Here is a 17,510-nt window from a genome sequence, read left to right as displayed (position 1 = left end):
TATTTTAGATAATATGACAACATAATGACAATTCTTAAGAAAAACACTATCCTGGCAGTTTTTATGTTGTAATATAGACATAAGGATGAATTCTACTATTTTAATAGAGGACTATTGATGTTACTGTGAGAATATTAACAGTTAACAATATTTGTTGCTGTTACAATGTCAATAATCATAACTTCTATAATTGGAGTTGACACTAATGGTAAAAAGCATAATAAAAGATCAATTAAATAGACCGCTCCGAGACTTGCGTATTTCTGTTATAGATCGATGCAATTTCCGCTGTCAGTATTGTATGCCTGCTGAAATTTTCGGACCTGATTTTGCGTTCTTGCCAAAAAGCGAACTGCTGTCATATGAAGAAATTGAGCGTGTGGCCAAATTATTCATTGAACTAGGTGTAGAAAAAATCAGGCTTACAGGCGGCGAGCCGTTAATGCGTAAGGATATGCCGATTCTCGTTAGAATGCTGAATGAGATCGAAGGATTAAAGGATATCGCTTTGACCACTAATGGTGTAATGCTGCCAAAATATGCTGATGAGCTGTATGCTGCTGGCTTAAAACGGGTCAATATCAGTCTGGACAGTTTAAAAGATGAACTGTTCGGCCGAATCAATGGCCGGAATGTTGGTGTCGGACCGGTATTAAAAGGAATTGATGCAGCGAGGAAGGCTGGCTTGGGTGTGAAAATCAATACAGTAATCAAAAAGGGGCTCAATGATACAGAAATCCTTCCAATGGCTGAATTCTGCAAAAAAGAAGGCCTGGAGCTTCGTTATATTGAATACATGGATGTGGGCAGCACGAACGGTTGGAAAATGGATGATGTGATCACAAAGAAGCAAATCCACGACTTAATCAGCGAGCACTACGAACTAGAACCAGTTGATCCTGAATATTTCGGTGAAGTTGCTAAGAAATACCGTTATAAAGGTAGTAATATCAATGTAGGCTTCATTTCTTCGGTATCAGAGTCATTCTGCTCAAGCTGCACAAGGTCACGTTTGTCTGCGAACGGCCAGATATTCACATGCCTGTTCAACGGCAATGGCCACGATATCCGCGACTTCATGCGCGCTGGAGCTTCAGATGATGAACTTCGGGCACGCATTAAGGACGTCTGGAACCATAGAACGGACCGCTATTCGGATGAACGCACTGCTGAAACAGTTGCAAACAGAAAGAAAATTGAAATGTCCTATATTGGCGGCTAAGACTCCTTCGGGGGTCTTTTTTAGACTCCATTTTTATTACTGCTCAATAGGTCACGCATACACCAGTAGCCACCACTTCGTCTGAAAACTCTCGATCACACAAAATACTAGGTCTAATCAGGCTGTTGTGTTTTTCTGGCCGCTGGCAAATTTGGGCATACTATGTTTCCGAACAAATGATTTTAGGGTATAAATAAATCTACTATAAATTTGTTGGAGAATGCCGGATGCTAAAGAGAAGACTTGAGTTTTTATTTGTATTTATTTTAATGGCATGTTTTTATGTCGTGTTTTTTACTGATTATAGTCAGGCGATCAAAGTAACAGCCATATTGATTTATGCGGTGATCATCTTTATCAGCATGTATTCTTTGATGCTTGAAAACCGCTCGGCACAGCACACGCTGATGTGGATGTATGTCATGCTGCTTTTTCCTGTTGGCGGTTATTTCTTCTACCTATTCTCAGGGCAGTTGTATTTGAAGGGATATTTATATAAAAGCAAGCGTACGAGGGATCGTGACCAGTGGGAAAAACAGATGAGGAAGGAAGAGTCGAGGGACCTCTCTTTCCTGATCGAGAATCAGCAGTGCTTTGCGCAGTATGCAAAGAATGCAACATTGACTCCGATTACAACTGCTTCCAGGGCGAAAATTTTGAAAAATGGTGAAGAGACTTTTACGGAGATTAAAAAAAGGCTGAGAGAGGCAAAAAAGTTCATTCACATGGAATATTATATCTTCAGGTCTGACAGGCTTGGCAAAGAGATTATTGATATTCTGATTGAAAAAGCGCGGCAGGGTGTCGAGGTGTTGTTCATTTTTGATGCTGCTGGAAGCATGAAGATCGCGGCCACTGATTTAAAGGATATGCAGGAAGCAGGCATAAAAGCGGCTCCTTTTTCACCGCTGAAGTATGGATTCTTCAATCAGAAATTCAATTTCCGCAACCACAGGAAAATCGTCATAATCGATGGGAAAATCGGTTTTACTGGAGGGTTGAATGTCGGAGTTGAGTATTTAGGGGAAGATGATAAAATCGGTTTCTGGCGTGACACTCACATGCTGCTGACAGGAGAGTCTGTATATACTTCACTATGTGTTCCTGCTTGATTGGGAATATATTAGCGGCGAGAAAGTCCTGGAGTACCACCGGGCAGAGAAAAAACCTCATGAAGATGATGAGCTGGATGGTGCGATCCAGGTGGTGCCAAGCGGTCCCGATACACAGCAGGGAATCATGAGTGATTTTTATTATACGATGATGTCCTGTGCAGCAAAATCGATTTGGATCGCCACACCTTATTTTGTCCCAGATGAAGCAATCCGCACTGCGCTGAGAGTAGCGGCAGCAAAGGGGATTGAAGTAAGAATCATGGTGCCTGAAATCAATGACAGCTATCTGACGCAATATGCGAGCCGTTCTTACTTTTCGGAGCTATTGCGGAATGGTGCTGAAATATACTCATACAAAAAAGGCTTTCTGCACCAGAAGGTCATCATTGTCGATGGAAATATCGCTTCCATAGGCACAGCCAATTTAGACCTGCGGAGCTTCCATCTGAATTTTGAAGTCAATGTCTTCTTGTTTGGTACAAGCTCAATCAGGGACCTTGTGGCTCATTATGAAGAAGATCTTGAGGATTCTGAAAAAATCAGCCCAGTCCAGTATCATAAGCGCGGCCTATGGGAACGAACGAAAGAATCGTTCGCGCGGCTGTTCTCCGGGGCTTTATAAAGCAATTAAAAAAGACCTCGTCAAGGATGAGGTCTTTTTGATAGTTATGCAATATACCTTGGGAACAGGATGTTGTTTTCCAAATGCACATGCATGAAAGTATGTGATTCAAGTGCTTCGAGACGCTTGTATACTAAACGGTACGTTCCGCAAGCATCGATAGGCGGGTTGAAGTCAGCTGTGATTTCACGCAGTTGTTTTAGGATGGAGCCAGCATGGTCGTGTTCCTTTTCCAGTTCTGTGATTTCTGCGATTATTTCGGCACGCTTTTCTTCATTGGCAGTATCGAGCTGAAGCAACAGCGGGAAGACAGTCGCTTCCTCTTTTGCTGTATGTTCCAGGAGATCTTTCTTCAACTCGTAGAAAAGCTCATAGACTTTCAACAGTTCTTCGTGGCGGTCGCCATGGACTTTTGCAACCTTTGTTACATACGGGCTGAGCAATTTTAATTCTTCTTCAAGCTCGCGGTGGTATTTGTTTTTGATATGGTCGATCAATTCCGCAGAATCAGTTTCTGTCCAAACCTCCATGCTTTCTGCAGTACCGTTATGCTTGCGATATAGCTCTTCGAGTTCAGTCATGATTGCAGGTATATCCAGGTTTTGTTCGACAGCCGCTTCTGCTAGAGGACGGTTTCCGCCGCAGCAGAAATCCAGTCTATTCTGCTTGAATAAATCACTTGATTGCGGGAATATATTGACAATATCTTTAACTAAAGAATTTTCATCAAAAGGCATTTTCATGTAAGAAACCTCCAGTAAATTATTTTATACTGTTTACATACTCATCATAAAAGAAATGGTTTTACTATTTGGTGATGTGCATCACACTTCACAAAAAATCTACATATTTTCGGGAGATTTTATGAGAGAATACTGTGAGGTTTGTTATGTTTTCATTTTTACATTACTCTTATAATGAAAAGGGTAAATTTAGAAGTTAAGCCTGCAATAGGAGCTGATTATATGTTAGAGAAAAGAAACCCTATCCAGATTGGAGAGGCAGTTAAAAGAGTGATGGAGCACAAGCAAGAAGGCTCCACTGAATGTGTTTCAATCAATGAAAGCTATGGACGCTATCTTTCGGAGGACTTGAAAGCTACCAGCGATGTGCCGCATTTCGACAGAGCGCCATACGATGGATATGCAATTCGTTCTATCGATACTCAGGAAGCTTCTCAAAATCACGCTGTTGAATTTGAAGTGGTAGACCATATCGGTGCCGGGATGCTTACGGATAAAGAACTTGGGCCATTCCAGACAGTCAGGATCATGACAGGAGCACAGATGCCTGTTGGTGCCGATTCGGTTGTCATGCTTGAATTGGCCAGGGAGATCGAACGTGACGGAAAAAAATACATGGAAACGAAGCGCAAGCATAAGGAGGGAGAAAATGTTTCCTACCGTGGAGAAGATGCAAGGGAAGGGGAAGTGCTTGTTAAAAAAGGCACGTTCATCAATCCAGGAATCCAGGCGATGCTGGCTACTTTTGGATACGCCAAAGTACCTGTTTCGAGAAAGCCGGTAATCGGACTTTATGCAACAGGAACTGAATTGCTTGATGTTGATGAACCGCTTGAGCCAGGCAAAATCCGCAACAGCAACTCTTATATGATATCCGCGCAGATTCTTCGTGCTGGGGCAGAAGTGAAATACTTTGGCCAGCTTCCTGATGATTTTGATACATGCTTTGATGCAGTAAGCAAAGCTATTGAGGAAGTAGATCTATTCATTACGACCGGAGGGGTTTCCGTCGGGGATTACGACTATCTTCCAGAGATTTATGCAAAGCTCGGAGCAGAGGTGCTGTTCAATAAAGTAGCGATGAGACCGGGGAGCGTCACTACTGTAGCGCAGCTTGACGGCAAGTTATTGTTTGGCCTGTCCGGAAATCCTTCTGCATGCTATGTTGGCTTTGAGTTGTTCGCTCGTCCAATCATCAGGACGATGCTCTTCACTGAACAACCGCATTTGAGGAAGGAAAAAGCGATTCTTGATGCCAATTTCCCTAAAGCAAATCCATTTACTAGATTTGTAAGGAGTGCTCTTAGAGTCGAGAATGGCAAACTTGTAGTGACACCTAGCGGCCTGGATAAATCGAATATTATCATGAGCCTCGCTGGAGCTAATTCCCTCATGATTCTGCCTGGCGGTACAAGAGGCTTTGAAGAAGGATCAGAGGTGGAAGTTCTGTTGCTGGAGGACCATGTTGGCAGTGATTGGCTTGGTAAAACCGGTGCTGTTCCAGGTTGCAGGATACCAAAACAGCGGCAAAACGACACTTAGCCTAAAATTGATCCAGCAGCTGGCTGCAAAAGGGCTGAAAGTTGCGACAGTCAAACACCACGGGCATGGCGGCAGGCCGGAAATTGTTGAGGAGAAGGATTCTGACAAGCATGTAAAGGCAGGAGCAGCTGTCTCACTTGTAGAAGGGGGCGGCCGGATGGTTATTCATGCTGAAAATGATAAATGGTCTTTATCTGAAGAAATAGACATGCTGTCCTTCTTCAAGCCTGATGTCATCTTGATAGAAGGGTATAAGAATGAACCCTATCCCAAGGCCGTCATCCTCCGTGATGAAAGCGATTTGGAGCTGGTGGGAAAGCTGCATAATATCAAGGTGATTTTATGCCGAAATTCGGAGTTGGCAAACGTGTTAAAAGATTCGTCTCTCCCTGTTCTTGATATTAACGAAGGAGTCAGTTGGATTATAGAGTACATCACCGGTACACAATAGGGGATTTCCTTTAGTCGTTAAAGAAAAAGTTCTTTTTTAGACATATACGGCGACTTTTGTCACTGTCACTTCATAATTACCCGGTTAGAATGTTAAATGGGGTTCTTGTTGTGAGATATGAGTGAGGTGAGAGCGATGGAAATGCTACAAATATTTTTATGGATTGTATATCCGTATTCGGTTGCGGCGATAGTGGCGATGGGGCTCGTTTGGCAATACGATGCATCAAGAGAAGATGGAACACGTTCGAAGGCAGGAAGGTTTCTGCTTGTCGTCGTGAAAACACTCATGGCTGCCAGCACAGCAACAGGCATTGCTATCGTGTTGTCTACCAGCATAGCGTACGAACCAGTATTGCTGTTTAGATGGCTCATCAGCCTTGCACAACTGCAGCCAGACATGAGCTTGGTCACGGACGTCTCCATTCTCTCAAAGGTGCATTTCATTATTGTATTCCTGTTCCTATTAAGTCTGGCATTCACGAAAGAAATTTATTATTTATTAAAACCGCACTTATATATAAAGAAAATCTTTTTAAAACTGCAATTCGAAAGAAGAGGCTGATTCGTGTATTCAGTCTCTTTTTTCTTTTTGACAGTTCGGTGTCAGTTGGCTATCCACACTAAAATATGTGATATGTTTCACTTATCCATTCATTTGCCTGCATTATATTTAAGTTAGGAAACATAAGGGAGTGTTCATTCATGAAGTTATTTATGCCAAAACAGCATGGGGCCTGGGCGATGTTGATCATCCCTTTCTGGCTTGGAGCAGCGGCAAGTGAAATAGTCTGGCAGCATATCCCGTTTTTCATTGGATGGCTTTTACTATATTCAGGAACATATCCGCTTCTATTGATGTTCAAGAAAAAGAGAATTCCGTTTTATCGTAAATGGGCGCTTATTTATATAATTCCTGCGCTTGTGTTCTTAATGGTTCCATTGTTCACTACGCCAACAATCGTAACCTTCGGCCTTGCAATGATTCCGTTTTTTATGATTAATGCGTACTTCTCGGCTAAAAATAAAGAGCGGGCCCTACTGAATGATCTAAGTGCCATCGTTGTATTCTCTATAGCCGGACTGGCAAGCAGTTATCTTCCTAATGGAGAGATCAATGAAAATGCGGTTCTCGTTTTTGCCGCAGCGATACTATTTTTCACGGGTAGTACATTTTACGTGAAAACAATGATCCGCGAAAAGAAAAATAGTCAATTCAAATGGATTTCCTGGACGTACCATCTCCTGGTACCGATTTTATGGCTTGGAGCTGGAGAAGCAATCGCCGCGGCGGCTGCCATTCCTAGCTTGATCAGAGCTGTTGCGTTTTACGGCCAACCACTTTCTGTCATGAAGGTAGGGATATACGAAATCGTGAACGCAGTTTTGTTTTTTGTCATCATGCTGCTTGCAATCCTGTAATATCCAATGCAAAAATCAATAAGTAAAGCCGCCAGTAAATCTGGCGGCTTTTTCTATTCAATATTGCATATCTCAATCGAACAATTCTCACAATCTATTTCTCTTTTTAGGCGATTGAGTGCATGGACGGTAATGTATCCTTTATCAATTGAGATGATTTTACTTTTCCTTAAGTCGCTCAATAATCTGTTCACGACTTCACGTGAAGTTCCACAAAAATTTGCGAGTTCCTGATTCGTCAGTGATACATCAATCTTCAAGCCATCTTCCGTTTTCACTCCGTAACTGTTCACCATTCGGATGAGAGTTGAGTACAGAGCACCTTTTTTCCCATGAAGGACAAGGTCCCTGAACCTCGTTTGCGATTTGCGGTGCTGCAGGGAAAGCCACTTTACGAGTTCCAATGCCAGCCCGCTATCCTTTTCAATTTCAGCTTCGAGCTTATCCTTTTGAATAACCGCCACCGTCCCGCTTTCTGAGGCGCGGGCATTCAAGATATGCTGTGATGCCGGGCTGAACAAAGATAACTCTCCAACCAATTCCCCAGCTGAACACATTCTGATTGTCAGCTCGCGTCCATCTGGTACCATCTTGCTGATCTGAAATTTGCCGCTCTGAATAATGTATAGCTCATCTGCGGAATTGCCTTCTTCAAAAAGGAAGCGCCCTTTGTCAATGCTTTTGATTCTGTGGACCTTTTCAAAAAGCTTATTCAAATTTGGTGACAACGTTGTTGCAGTCAACATATGAATACCACCTTATTTAAGGGAAATTTATACTCCCTTCCGTATCTAATATTAATATTATTATATTGTAAAGCATACAAAGCCAGCAATAAAATTGTGAATTGTTCACATATTGTTAATAAATCTATTGCGTTTTCTTCTCTTTTGTTTTTATAATAAAAAGAAATTTATTTATAAATATAAAATAATATGATTATTTATACATAATCTGAAAGGAGGTTTCAAGTGAAGGCAGCGATCATTGGTACCACTGGATATGGTGGAGGAGAATTGATTCGTATCCTGGCAAATCATCCAAGTATCAGTATTCATTCAATCCACACTACACGAGATGAAAAGCCTGTTTCCGAAGAGTATCCCCATTTAACAGGAATTTTTGATAAGGTCCTCACCAAGATTGACACTGATAAAATAGCCGAGGAAGCAGACATTGTGTTCCTGGCAACTCCTTCAAAAGTTTCCGGAAAGCTTGTTGAATCATTTTTTAATAAAGGCATTAAAGTTATTGATCTATCAGGTGACTTGAGATTAAAAGACGCATCAGCATATGAAGCATGGTATAAGCATGAATCAGTCGATACCTCTATTCTAAATGAAGCAGTATACGGCTTAAGTGAATGGAATGGCGGACAGATAGTGAATGCAAGCCTGCTAGCAAATCCTGGCTGCTATCCGACTGCAGCGCTCCTTGGGCTGGCACCTGTACTAAAAGAAAAGTTGATTGACCCAAGTAGTATCATCATTGACGCGAAGTCTGGCGTGTCCGGGGCTGGCAGGTCTCCGTCAATGGGCACGCTATACGCAGAGTTAAACGAAAATTTCAAAATTTATAAAGTGAATGAGCACCAGCATATCCCGGAAATCGAACAGCAGCTTAGCCTTTGGAATGGCGAAGAGGTAAAGGTAACCTTCAGCACACATCTTATACCCGTTACCAGGGGAATCATGGCCACAATATATGTCGAGTTAAAAGAAGATTTGGATAATTCAAGATTGCTGGATTTATATAAGGAAATCTATGATGGCCATCCGTTTGTAAGAGTAAGGAAAAATGGAGTGTTCCCGTCAGTCAAAGAGGTCAAGGGATCGAATTACTGTGATATTGGATTGCATAGTGACAGCAGGACAGGAAGGCTGACGATTGTATCGGTGATCGATAATTTAATGAAAGGCGCTGCAGGGCAGGCGGTTCAAAACGCCAATATCATGTTTGGATTAGAGGAAACAGCAGGACTAAAGATGATTCCACTGTTCCCATAAAGGAGGAAAATATGTATCAGGCAATGACCGATAAGCAGTTAATAAAAATTGTCCATGATGGAGCATTTTAACGCCAAAAGGATTCCAGTGCGGTGGTGTGCATGCCGGGCTGCGTTATACAAAGCTTGATCTGGGGATGATTGTAAGCGAGAAGCCAGCGAGTTGTGCCGCAGTCTACACGACGAGCCACTTCCTCGCTGCGCCATTGGTAGTTACTCAGGAAAGTATTGAAAAGGAAAAGATCCTCCAGGCAATCGTTGTCAACAGTGCATGTGCGAATGCTTGCACCGGAGAACAAGGGTATCAGGATGCGTTGAAGATGCGCTCATTAGCAGCAGCAAAAATGGGGATTCCGGAACATCATGTTGCTGTAGCGTCTACAGGCGTTATAGGTGAATTTATGCAAATGGAGAAAATTGAATCTGGAATCGGAAAGCTGGCAATTGGCAAGGCTGCTGAGGATGCAAAGGATTTCCAAACGGCAATTCTGACAACGGATACGGTAATGAAGAGCTGCTGTTATTCTGCCGAGATTGACGGGATAACAGTGAGTATGGGCGGATTAGCCAAAGGTTCAGGAATGATTCATCCAAATATGGCTACGATGCTGGCATTTTTAACAACAGATGCAAATATCTCGAGTGAACACCTGACGGCAGCACTTAAAGATGTAACAAACACAACCTTCAATCAAATCACAGTAGATGGAGATACATCTACGAACGATATGGTGCTGGTGCTGGCAAATGGAAGTGCCGAAAATCAGCCATTGAACCCGGACCATCCAGACTGGGCAGTTTTTGTAGAACTGTTAAAAGAAAGCTGTGCAAGTCTTGCGAAACAAATCGCCAGAGATGGAGAAGGAGCTACTAAACTAATTGAGATATCCGTAGCAGGAGCAATGTCAGATGAAGAGGCCCGAATGATAGGTAAACAGATTGCCGGTTCGAACCTTGTCAAAACTGCAGTCTATGGGGCCGATGCGAACTGGGGACGGATCATTGGCGCAATCGGTCAAAGTCAGGCAAAAGTAAATCCAAAAACGGTCGATATCTCCCTTGGAGAAATTACAATGCTCAAAGGAAGTACACCCGTTACTTTCGATGAAAATCAGGCGAGGGAGTACCTGATGAATGACAAGGTTGAAATTTTCGTTGACCTCCATGTGGGGAAGGGGAAAGGAATGGCCTGGGGCTGCGATCTTTCCTATGATTATGTGAAAATAAATGCAAGCTATCGGACATAAAGGGGCGGATTAATTGGAAACGGTGGTCATTAAATGCGGCGGAAGTGTCCTAGATGAGCTTAATGACAATTTTTTTCAAAGTTTAAAAGAATTGATGAAGGATGGGTACTATCCCGTCATCGTTCATGGCGGAGGGCCAGCTATCAACTCGATGCTTGATTTATATGATATCCCCGCTAATTTCAAAGATGGGCTTAGGGTGACATGCGAAAAGACGATCGGAATAGTTGAGATGGTACTGTCCGGCCAAACCAATCGTCAGCTATGCAGCATGCTGATGAAACAGGACTTCAATGCTCTCGGCATCAATGGGAGCGATGGACTTTGCCTTCAGGCTGAATATATTGATAAACAGGAATTAGGATATGTGGGGACTATTACCAAGGTAAACACGGACCTGATTATGTTGGCAGTTCATAACGGCTATATACCCGTGATTACGCCAATCGGCATTGCCGAGGATGGCAGCAAGCTTAATATTAATGGCGATTATGCTGCTGCATCGATTGCGAAAGCCTTGAAGGCTGAACGCTGTGCTTTCGTAACCAATGTTGACGGAATCCTGATCAATGGTGAGTTGGTAAGCGAAATTAGTGATAGCCAAATAGAAAGCTATATTTCTGAAGGAAGCATCTATGGAGGAATGGTTCCAAAGGTGAAATCCGCATTGTCAGCTACAGCAGCGGGCGTAGACACTGTCATGATCATATCTGGCAAAAAGCAATTTTATAAAAATAACTGCTGGCACGGAACAGCAATTGCCGCAAAAGAAGAGGTGTTTTAATGAGCCATTTATTCCCAACCTATCAACGATGGGAAATTGAACCTGAAAAAGCAGCAGGGACGATCATCTATGGAAAGGACGGAAAACAATACCTTGATTTTACTTCAGGTATCGGTGTCTGCAATTTGGGCCATCGCCTGAAGCAGTGGAACATGCAGTCAAGGAACAGCTGGAATTGTTCTGGCATGTTTCGAATCTTTTTCCGCAAAGCATCCAGGAAGAAGCAGCGGAAAAGCTGGCAGAGGGATCGGGACTGGGGTGTGTATTTTTTGCCAATAGTGGTGCTGAAGCAAACGAAGCAGCTATTAAATTGGCAAGGAAAGCTACTGGCCGCACAAAAATCATCACGTTTCTGCAATCCTTTCACGGCAGGACTTTCGCCGGGATGGCTGCGACTGGACAGGATAAAATCAAGCAGGGGTTTGGAAGCATGCTTGAAACATTTATCCATCTGCCATTCAATGATTTGGAAGCTCTAAAAAATGAAATTGATGCCGATACAGCTGCGGTAATGATTGAAATTGTTCAGGGTGAAGGCGGAATCCACGTCGTAACAAATCACTTTATAAAAGAAACAGCTAAGTTATGTGCTGAAAATGGCGTCCTGCTTATTATCGATGAAATCCAGACTGGGATCGGGCGGACGGGGAAACCATTTGCATTTCAGCATTTTGGGATTGAACCCGATATCATCACCGTTGCGAAAGGTCTTGGTAATGGACTTCCAATAGGAGCTGCTATCGGCAAAGCGGAACTGGCAGAATTTTTTGGTCCGGGCAGCATGGATCGACATTCGGCGGAAATCCGATTAGTACAGCAGCAGCGAAATCCGTTATGGACATCATTTTTAATGAAGAATTCTTAAGAGAGGCATCCGATAAAGGTAGACTAATGTTTGAGTTGCTGCACAAGGAGCTCGGCTGTTTGGAAGTAGTTAAAGAAATCAGGGGACTGGGATTGATGGCTGGAATCGAACTGACTGTTGCTGCGCAGCCAATTTTAGCTGAATTGAGGAACTCGGGAATGATTGCGTTGCCTGCAGGAGAAAAGGTGGTCCGGCTTCTTCCGCCGCTGAATGTTAAAGTAGTAGAGATTGAAAAGGCCGTCTCTATAATGAAAGAAACAATAAGTAAGAATAAGGTAGCCGCACAATAACAGAAATTTTTAAGATTTAAATGTAATAAAATGAGTTATTTAAATAAATATACGTTTGGAGTGGTGTCTGATGAAAGGATATCTGCATCTGGCTGACGGCAAGACATTTCAGGGGCACTTGCATGGATCGCTAGCTGAAGAGGGCATTGCCGGAGAGATTGTATTTTTTACAGGAATGACGGGTTATCAAGAAGTACTGACCGATCCCTCATACAAGAATCAAATCATTGTTTTCACGTACCCGCTGATTGGCAACTATGGAATCAATGATAAGGATTTTGAAAGCAAAAAGCCGCACGTTGCAGCCGTAATCGTTTTAGAAGCTGCCAAAACAGCTTATCACTATGAAGCCAAGCACTCATTCACAGAGTATCTGGAGAAATGGGAAATACCTGTACTCGAGCATGTTGATACACGTGAGCTCGTAAAGTGCATTCGCCAGAACGGGACGATGCCTGCCATTTTATCAAGCGACCCGGTTTGTGAATCAAGCTGTGACAGTATTGATGGTCTCAAGGTGCAGCAGGTATCTTCAAAGGCACCGGAATCAATTGGCTATGGTGACACCCATATTGTGTTGATTGATTACGGTTTTAAGAAATCGATCGCCGACTATCTGGTAAAACAAAATTGCCTGGTGACAATTGTTCCTTACAATTATAGTTTTGAACAAATCGCTGCCTTGAAGCCTGATGGTGTGCTTTTATCAAATGGGCCAGGTGATCCAAAGGAATTATTTGGGCAGCTGCCTGAGATCAGGAAAGTAATTCAGCATTACCCTGTACTCGGAATTTGCCTTGGGCACCAGCTGGCAGCGCTGGCGCTTGGAGGGGATACAAACAAAATGCTCTTTGGCCATCGAGGCGCAAACCAGCCTGTATACGATGTGACAAGCAATCGGGTATTCATGTCTTCCCAAAACCACAGCTATGCTGTTGATCAAAACAGTATCAGCAGTACTGGTTTGAAGGTCCGTTTCTTCAACAAAAATGATCAGTCCATCGAAGGCCTTTACCATGAGAAGTGGCCGCTGATGACTGTCCAGTTCCACCCGGAAGCAAGCCCAGGCCCTGAAGACAGTGTATTCATATTTGAAGATTTCATCAAAACAGTCAAATACAAAAAGCGGAGAGAAGTCAGCTATGCCTAAAAATATAAAGATTAAATCAATATTAGTAATTGGCTCTGGCCCGATTATCATCGGCCAGGCCGCTGAATTTGATTATGCAGGGACACAGGCATGCATCGCCTTGAAGGAAGAAGGCTATCGGGTCATCCTTGTAAACAATAACCCGGCAACCGTCATGACAGACCATGTTTTCGCTGATGCTGTCTATTTTGAACCGATGACATCAGAAGGCTTAGAGAAAGTGATCCGGCGGGAAAAGCCTGATGGTATTTTAGGGACCCTTGGCGGCCAGGCAGGATTGAATCTTGTATTTAAGCTAAGCGAAGAGGGAATTCTCGAAAAGTACAATGTAAAAGTGCTGGGCACCTCGGTTGCAAGTATTAAGCAAGGGGAAGACAGGGAAGCCTTCCGCAGCTTGATGCATGAGTTGAATGAACCAGTGCCAGAAAGTGAAATTGTTCAAATTGTTGAAGAAGCAGTCGCTTTTGCTGAAAAGATTGGCTTTCCGTTGATTGTAAGGCCAGCTTATACACTGGGAGGCACAGGCGGCGGGATAGCTGAAACGATGGAAGAGTTGTTCTCTCTAGTTTCGGGAGGATTAAGTGAGAGTCCAATAAAGCAATGCCTGGTCGAAAGAAGCATCGCAGGCTATAAAGAAATCGAATATGAAATGATGCGTGATGCTGCGGGTACTTGTATCGCCATCTGCAATATGGAGAATATTGACCCGGTCGGCATCCATACAGGAGACTCGATTGTAGTAGCTCCATCACAGACGCTGACAGATCGAGAATACCAGATGCTAAGGACATCCGCTGTTAAAATTATTTCAGCTCTTGGAATCGTTGGAGGCTGTAACATCCAGTTTGCCCTAGATCCTATGAGCAAAAATTACTATTTAATTGAGGTGAACCCGCGGGTCAGCAGATCTTCAGCCCTGGCATCAAAAGCTACAGGTTATCCTATCGCACGGATGGCGGCAAAGCTGGCAGTCGGATACAATCTTGCTGAGATAATAAACCCTGTGACAGGCACTACCTTTGCCAGCTATGAGCCTTCGCTCGACTATGTAGTGGTGAAAATACCGAAATGGCCGTTTGAGCAATTCCCGCAAATCGATAGGACGCTGGGTACGCAAATGAAGGCAACAGGGGAAGCGATGGCAATTGACCGGAGCTTTGAACGAGCCTTTAACAAAGCCGTCCGTTCACTGAACATAAAAACCCTGGATTTACGACTGCCAGCATTTGAAGAATATACCGTCGAACAGCTATACGCTCTGGCAGAAAAACAAACAGACCAGCGGGTTTTTGTATTACTTGAACTGCTGCGCCGGGGTGAGCAAATTCAGTCTCTCCATGAAAAAACAAAAATAGATTTGTTTTTCCTCCATAAATTCAAGTCTTTGACCGACATTGAGAAGGATATCGAAGGGCGTGAAATCGAAGATATTTCAGCTTCAGAATTAAGATACCTGAAAGAAAAGGGATTCAGTGATTCCTACCTGGCAAAAGAGTGGAAGGTTAGTGAGAAAGCGGTCAGGGAGCTGCGAAAAAAGCAGGGAATCACACCTGTTTATAAAATAGTCGATACATGTGCGGCAGAATTTGAATCTGCTTCCAATTATTTTTACTCCAGCTATCTTGGGGAAAATGAAGCGACAGTTAAAAGCAGTAAACGAAAGGTACTAGTGATTGGCAGCGGCCCAATCAGTATCGGTCAGGGAATTGAGTTTGATTATTGCAGTGTACATGGAGTTTTTGCCCTCAAAGAAGAAAATGTAGAAACAATCATGATCAATAATAATCCGGAAACCGTCAGCACTGATTTTACAATATCTGATCGTTTGTATTTTGAACCCTTAACCATGGAAGACATCATGAATGTGATTGAAATCGAAGGGATAGAGGAAGTGATTGTCCAGCTCGGCGGGCAGACCGCGCTGAATCTGGCGAAAGGTCTTGAGGAAGCGGGAGTGAAGCTGCTGGGAACGAGTTCAGCAACCATTGATTTATTTGAGGACCGTGATCAATTTTACCAGCTTCTCGACAAGCTTCAAATTCCGCGTGTAAAGGGTGAAACAGCTGAGGATGAAGGGGAACTGCTGAGCGCTGTGGAACGCCTAGGGTATCCAGTATTGATTCGGCCTTCCTATGTCATTGGGGGACTCAATATGGTGGTGCTTCGAAACGCGCAGGAACTCAAAAATGCTCTTGATGCAGGTAGTGTTTCATTTCCTATTTTGGTGGATCAATATATTGAAGCAACTGAGGCGGAACTCGATCTTGCCTCCGATGGAGAGCATATCCTGATTCCAGCCATCATCGAGCATATCGAAAAAACAGGAGTCCATTCAGGGGACAGCTTTTGCATTATCCCAGCACAGAACTTCTCAAAAGAAACGAAAAAGCAGATGGCTGAATATGCAAATAGAATCGTGAATGAATTGAATTATAAGGGTTTAATGAACATCCAATTCATTGTGAAGGGAAATGAAGTGTTTTTGCTTGAAGTAAATCCCCGCTCGAGCAGGACAATGCCGATCGTCAGCAAGGTAGCTGGTGTTGAATTAGTAAAAAAAGCGACAAAAATATTGCTCGGGAAATATATTTTGTCGAAAGATGAAGTATTACTCGACTCTGATGCACGGTACACATGCGTAAAGCATCCTGTGTTCTCGAATTTCGCCTTAAAAGGACTGGATGCGAAGACAGGTCCGCAAATGATATCCACAGGGGAAGGGATTAGCATTGCTTCGACACTTGAAGAGGCATTGAATAAGAGTTTCCATTCAATCAGCGGAAAAGCTGTCCAGGGAGACATTGCCTTTGCAGATGAGCTATTGGAAGCTGGAAAGCTGCCAACAAACCTAAAGTTAATCGATATCGAAAAAGTAACAGACCATCAAAAGGTGACAGCCTTGTATTGTCCCGGCACATCAGAGAGGGATATTTCTCTGAGAGAGTGGGCTGTCAAGAATCGAAAAATCGTATTGACCCAAAAAGAAACTCTATATGCATTGTTAAAAAGTGCAACAGCAGAAAGCTGGAATGTCAACTCCCTGGAGCAATGGCTGACAAAAACTAGTGAGGAAGTGATGGCAGAGTGACGGCGCTACAGCAGATTAATATTGATATAAAGGGCAAGGACATGTTAACCTTGGCCGATTTGGAGCCGCAGGAAATCTTAACTTTGTTAGAAAAGGCGGTAGTCTTAAAGGAAAAAACATTAAAAAAACAATTTGACCAGCCCCTCAAAGGCAAAATACTCGGAATGATCTTTGACAAGTCGTCAACACGTACAAGAGTATCTTTTGAGGTAGGCATGATCCAGCTTGGGGGAAGTGCACTTTATTTAAATGGCAACGAACTTCAGCTCGGTCGGGGTGAATCGGTGGCAGACACAGCCCAGGTTCTTTCGCAATATCTTGACGGCATCATGATCAGAACCTTCTCGCACAAGTCAGTGGAGGAATTGGCCGATCATGCCGACATTCCGGTCATCAACGGTCTGACCGATTGGTACCATCCATGCCAGGCACTTGCTGACCTTCTGACGATTTACGAAAAAAAGGGAACACTAAAAGGCCTCAAGCTTGCTTACATCGGTGATGGAAACAATGTCGCCCATTCACTGATGATCGCCTGCACAAAAGTCGGGATGGATGTACGTATTGCATCTCCAAAGGGATACTTCCCGGATGAGACGATAACTGCTCGCTGTGAAGACTTTGCAAGGCAAAGCGGCGCAAACATGGTCATTACGGAATATCCTCTAGAAGCTGTTGACAGCGCGGATATTATCTATACTGATGTATGGACCAGCATGGGCCAGGAGCTCGAAAATGAACAGAGGTTAAAGGATTTTCAGAAATACCAGGTGAACGAAGCATTGCTCAAAGCAGCAAATGAAGACTACCTGTTCATGCACTGCCTTCCCGCCCACCGCGGCGAAGAGGTAACAGCAGAAATAATCGACGGCCATCACTCCGCCGTATTCGAACAGGCAGGAAACCGACTCCATGCCCAGAAGGCTTTGCTTGTGGAGATATTGAAGGATTAAATGGTTTAAGAT

13 protein-coding genes and 2 pseudogenes are annotated in these 17,510 nt (G+C 43.4%); 13 read left to right on the top strand and 2 right to left on the bottom strand.

Translation table 11 applies throughout. From position 1 onward, the window contains the following. Nucleotides 1-205: 205 nt before the first annotated feature. Nucleotides 206-1,222 carry a GTP 3',8-cyclase MoaA gene (gene moaA, locus JCM21738_RS10045; RefSeq protein WP_023615313.1) on the top strand — a complete coding sequence of 339 codons (1,017 nt, stop codon included), beginning with the start codon at nucleotides 206-208 and terminating at the stop codon, nucleotides 1,220-1,222. Between the two features lie 227 nt (nucleotides 1,223-1,449). Continuing rightward, nucleotides 1,450-2,959: pseudogene (cls, locus tag JCM21738_RS10040) on the top strand (cardiolipin synthase). 44 nt (nucleotides 2,960-3,003) lie between these two features. On the opposite strand, the gene ric reads toward cls, so the two are convergent. After that, a complete protein-coding gene (gene ric, locus JCM21738_RS10035; RefSeq protein ID WP_023615311.1) occupies nucleotides 3,004-3,702 on the bottom strand; it encodes an iron-sulfur cluster repair di-iron protein in 699 nt (232 codons plus the stop codon). Between the two features lie 222 nt (nucleotides 3,703-3,924). Here ric and JCM21738_RS10030 point away from each other — a divergent pair, with 222 nt between their 5' ends. The 4 genes from JCM21738_RS10030 (at nucleotide 3,925) to JCM21738_RS10015 (ending at nucleotide 7,116) form a co-directional block, all read left to right on the top strand. Next, a complete protein-coding gene (locus tag JCM21738_RS10030; protein ID WP_081742100.1) occupies nucleotides 3,925-5,244 on the top strand; it encodes a molybdopterin molybdotransferase MoeA in 1,320 nt (439 codons plus the stop codon). Then, nucleotides 5,174-5,695, top strand: coding sequence for a molybdopterin-guanine dinucleotide biosynthesis protein B (gene mobB, locus JCM21738_RS10025; RefSeq protein WP_243462976.1), 522 nt, complete (start codon nucleotides 5,174-5,176; stop codon nucleotides 5,693-5,695). Before JCM21738_RS10030 ends, mobB begins: the two co-directional genes overlap by 71 nt. Nucleotides 5,696-5,830: 135 nt before the next feature. Continuing rightward, complete coding sequence (locus tag JCM21738_RS10020) at nucleotides 5,831-6,259, top strand: respiratory nitrate reductase subunit gamma (RefSeq protein ID WP_023615308.1); 429 nt, start codon at nucleotides 5,831-5,833, stop codon at nucleotides 6,257-6,259. A 140-nt stretch (nucleotides 6,260-6,399) separates the two neighbouring features. After that, complete coding sequence (locus JCM21738_RS10015) at nucleotides 6,400-7,116, top strand: YwiC-like family protein (RefSeq protein WP_023615307.1); 717 nt, start codon at nucleotides 6,400-6,402, stop codon at nucleotides 7,114-7,116. Between the two features lie 53 nt (nucleotides 7,117-7,169). On the opposite strand, the gene JCM21738_RS10010 is transcribed toward JCM21738_RS10015, so the two are convergent. Next, nucleotides 7,170-7,862: a Crp/Fnr family transcriptional regulator gene (locus JCM21738_RS10010; protein WP_023615306.1), complete on the bottom strand. Its 693-nt coding sequence runs from the start codon at nucleotides 7,860-7,862 to the stop codon at nucleotides 7,170-7,172. Nucleotides 7,863-8,087: 225 nt separating this feature from the next. On the opposite strand from JCM21738_RS10010, the gene argC reads away from it, so the two are divergent. The 7 genes and pseudogenes from argC (at nucleotide 8,088) to argF (ending at nucleotide 17,498) form a co-directional block, all read left to right on the top strand. Continuing rightward, nucleotides 8,088-9,122 (top strand): N-acetyl-gamma-glutamyl-phosphate reductase, encoded by a 1,035-nt coding sequence (gene argC, locus JCM21738_RS10005; RefSeq protein WP_023615305.1) that lies wholly within the window; start codon nucleotides 8,088-8,090, stop codon nucleotides 9,120-9,122. 97 nt (nucleotides 9,123-9,219) lie between these two features. Continuing rightward, nucleotides 9,220-10,368, top strand: a complete 1,149-nt coding sequence (gene argJ, locus JCM21738_RS10000; protein WP_279380316.1) for a bifunctional ornithine acetyltransferase/N-acetylglutamate synthase — start codon at nucleotides 9,220-9,222, stop codon at nucleotides 10,366-10,368. Between the two features lie 22 nt (nucleotides 10,369-10,390). Then, entirely contained in the window at nucleotides 10,391-11,152 is a 762-nt protein-coding gene (gene argB / locus JCM21738_RS09995; protein WP_439645996.1) for an acetylglutamate kinase, read from the top strand. Beyond that, nucleotides 11,152-12,307, top strand: a pseudogene (gene argD / locus JCM21738_RS09990) (acetylornithine transaminase). The gene argB and the pseudogene argD overlap by 1 nt, the downstream one beginning before the upstream one ends. Before the next feature lie 70 nt (nucleotides 12,308-12,377). Then, a complete protein-coding gene (locus JCM21738_RS09985) occupies nucleotides 12,378-13,457 on the top strand; it encodes a carbamoyl phosphate synthase small subunit (protein ID WP_023615301.1) in 1,080 nt (359 codons plus the stop codon). After that, nucleotides 13,450-16,545: a carbamoyl-phosphate synthase (glutamine-hydrolyzing) large subunit gene (gene carB, locus JCM21738_RS09980; protein WP_023615300.1), complete on the top strand. Its 3,096-nt coding sequence runs from the start codon at nucleotides 13,450-13,452 to the stop codon at nucleotides 16,543-16,545. Before JCM21738_RS09985 ends, carB begins: the two co-directional genes overlap by 8 nt. 41 nt (nucleotides 16,546-16,586) lie before the next feature. Next, on the top strand, nucleotides 16,587-17,498 hold the full coding sequence (gene argF, locus JCM21738_RS09975) for an ornithine carbamoyltransferase (RefSeq protein ID WP_148296088.1): 912 nt from the start codon (nucleotides 16,587-16,589) through the stop codon (nucleotides 17,496-17,498). Nucleotides 17,499-17,510 lie beyond the last annotated feature (12 nt).

It is taken from the genome of Mesobacillus boroniphilus JCM 21738 (genome assembly GCF_000517385.1).
GTDB lineage: Bacteria > Bacillota > Bacilli > Bacillales > Cytobacillaceae > Mesobacillus > Mesobacillus boroniphilus.
Note: the sequence above shows the minus strand (reverse complement) of the source record. Positions and strands in the feature narration are given on the sequence as shown.

Excerpts from the sequence above, each read along its gene's own strand:
- moaA (WP_023615313.1), top strand. The coding sequence starts at position 206 with ATGGTAAAAAGCATAATAAAAGATCAATTAAATAGACCGCTCCGAGAC.
- ric (WP_023615311.1), bottom strand. The coding sequence starts at position 3,702 with ATGAAAATGCCTTTTGATGAAAATTCTTTAGTTAAAGATATTGTCAAT.
- JCM21738_RS10030 (WP_081742100.1), top strand. The coding sequence starts at position 3,925 with ATGTTAGAGAAAAGAAACCCTATCCAGATTGGAGAGGCAGTTAAAAGA.
- JCM21738_RS10020 (WP_023615308.1), top strand. The coding sequence starts at position 5,831 with ATGGAAATGCTACAAATATTTTTATGGATTGTATATCCGTATTCGGTT.
- JCM21738_RS10015 (WP_023615307.1), top strand. The coding sequence starts at position 6,400 with ATGAAGTTATTTATGCCAAAACAGCATGGGGCCTGGGCGATGTTGATC.
- JCM21738_RS10010 (WP_023615306.1), bottom strand. The coding sequence starts at position 7,862 with ATGTTGACTGCAACAACGTTGTCACCAAATTTGAATAAGCTTTTTGAA.
- JCM21738_RS09985 (WP_023615301.1), top strand. The coding sequence starts at position 12,378 with ATGAAAGGATATCTGCATCTGGCTGACGGCAAGACATTTCAGGGGCAC.
- carB (WP_023615300.1), top strand. The coding sequence starts at position 13,450 with ATGCCTAAAAATATAAAGATTAAATCAATATTAGTAATTGGCTCTGGC.
- argF (WP_148296088.1), top strand. The coding sequence starts at position 16,587 with ATGTTAACCTTGGCCGATTTGGAGCCGCAGGAAATCTTAACTTTGTTA.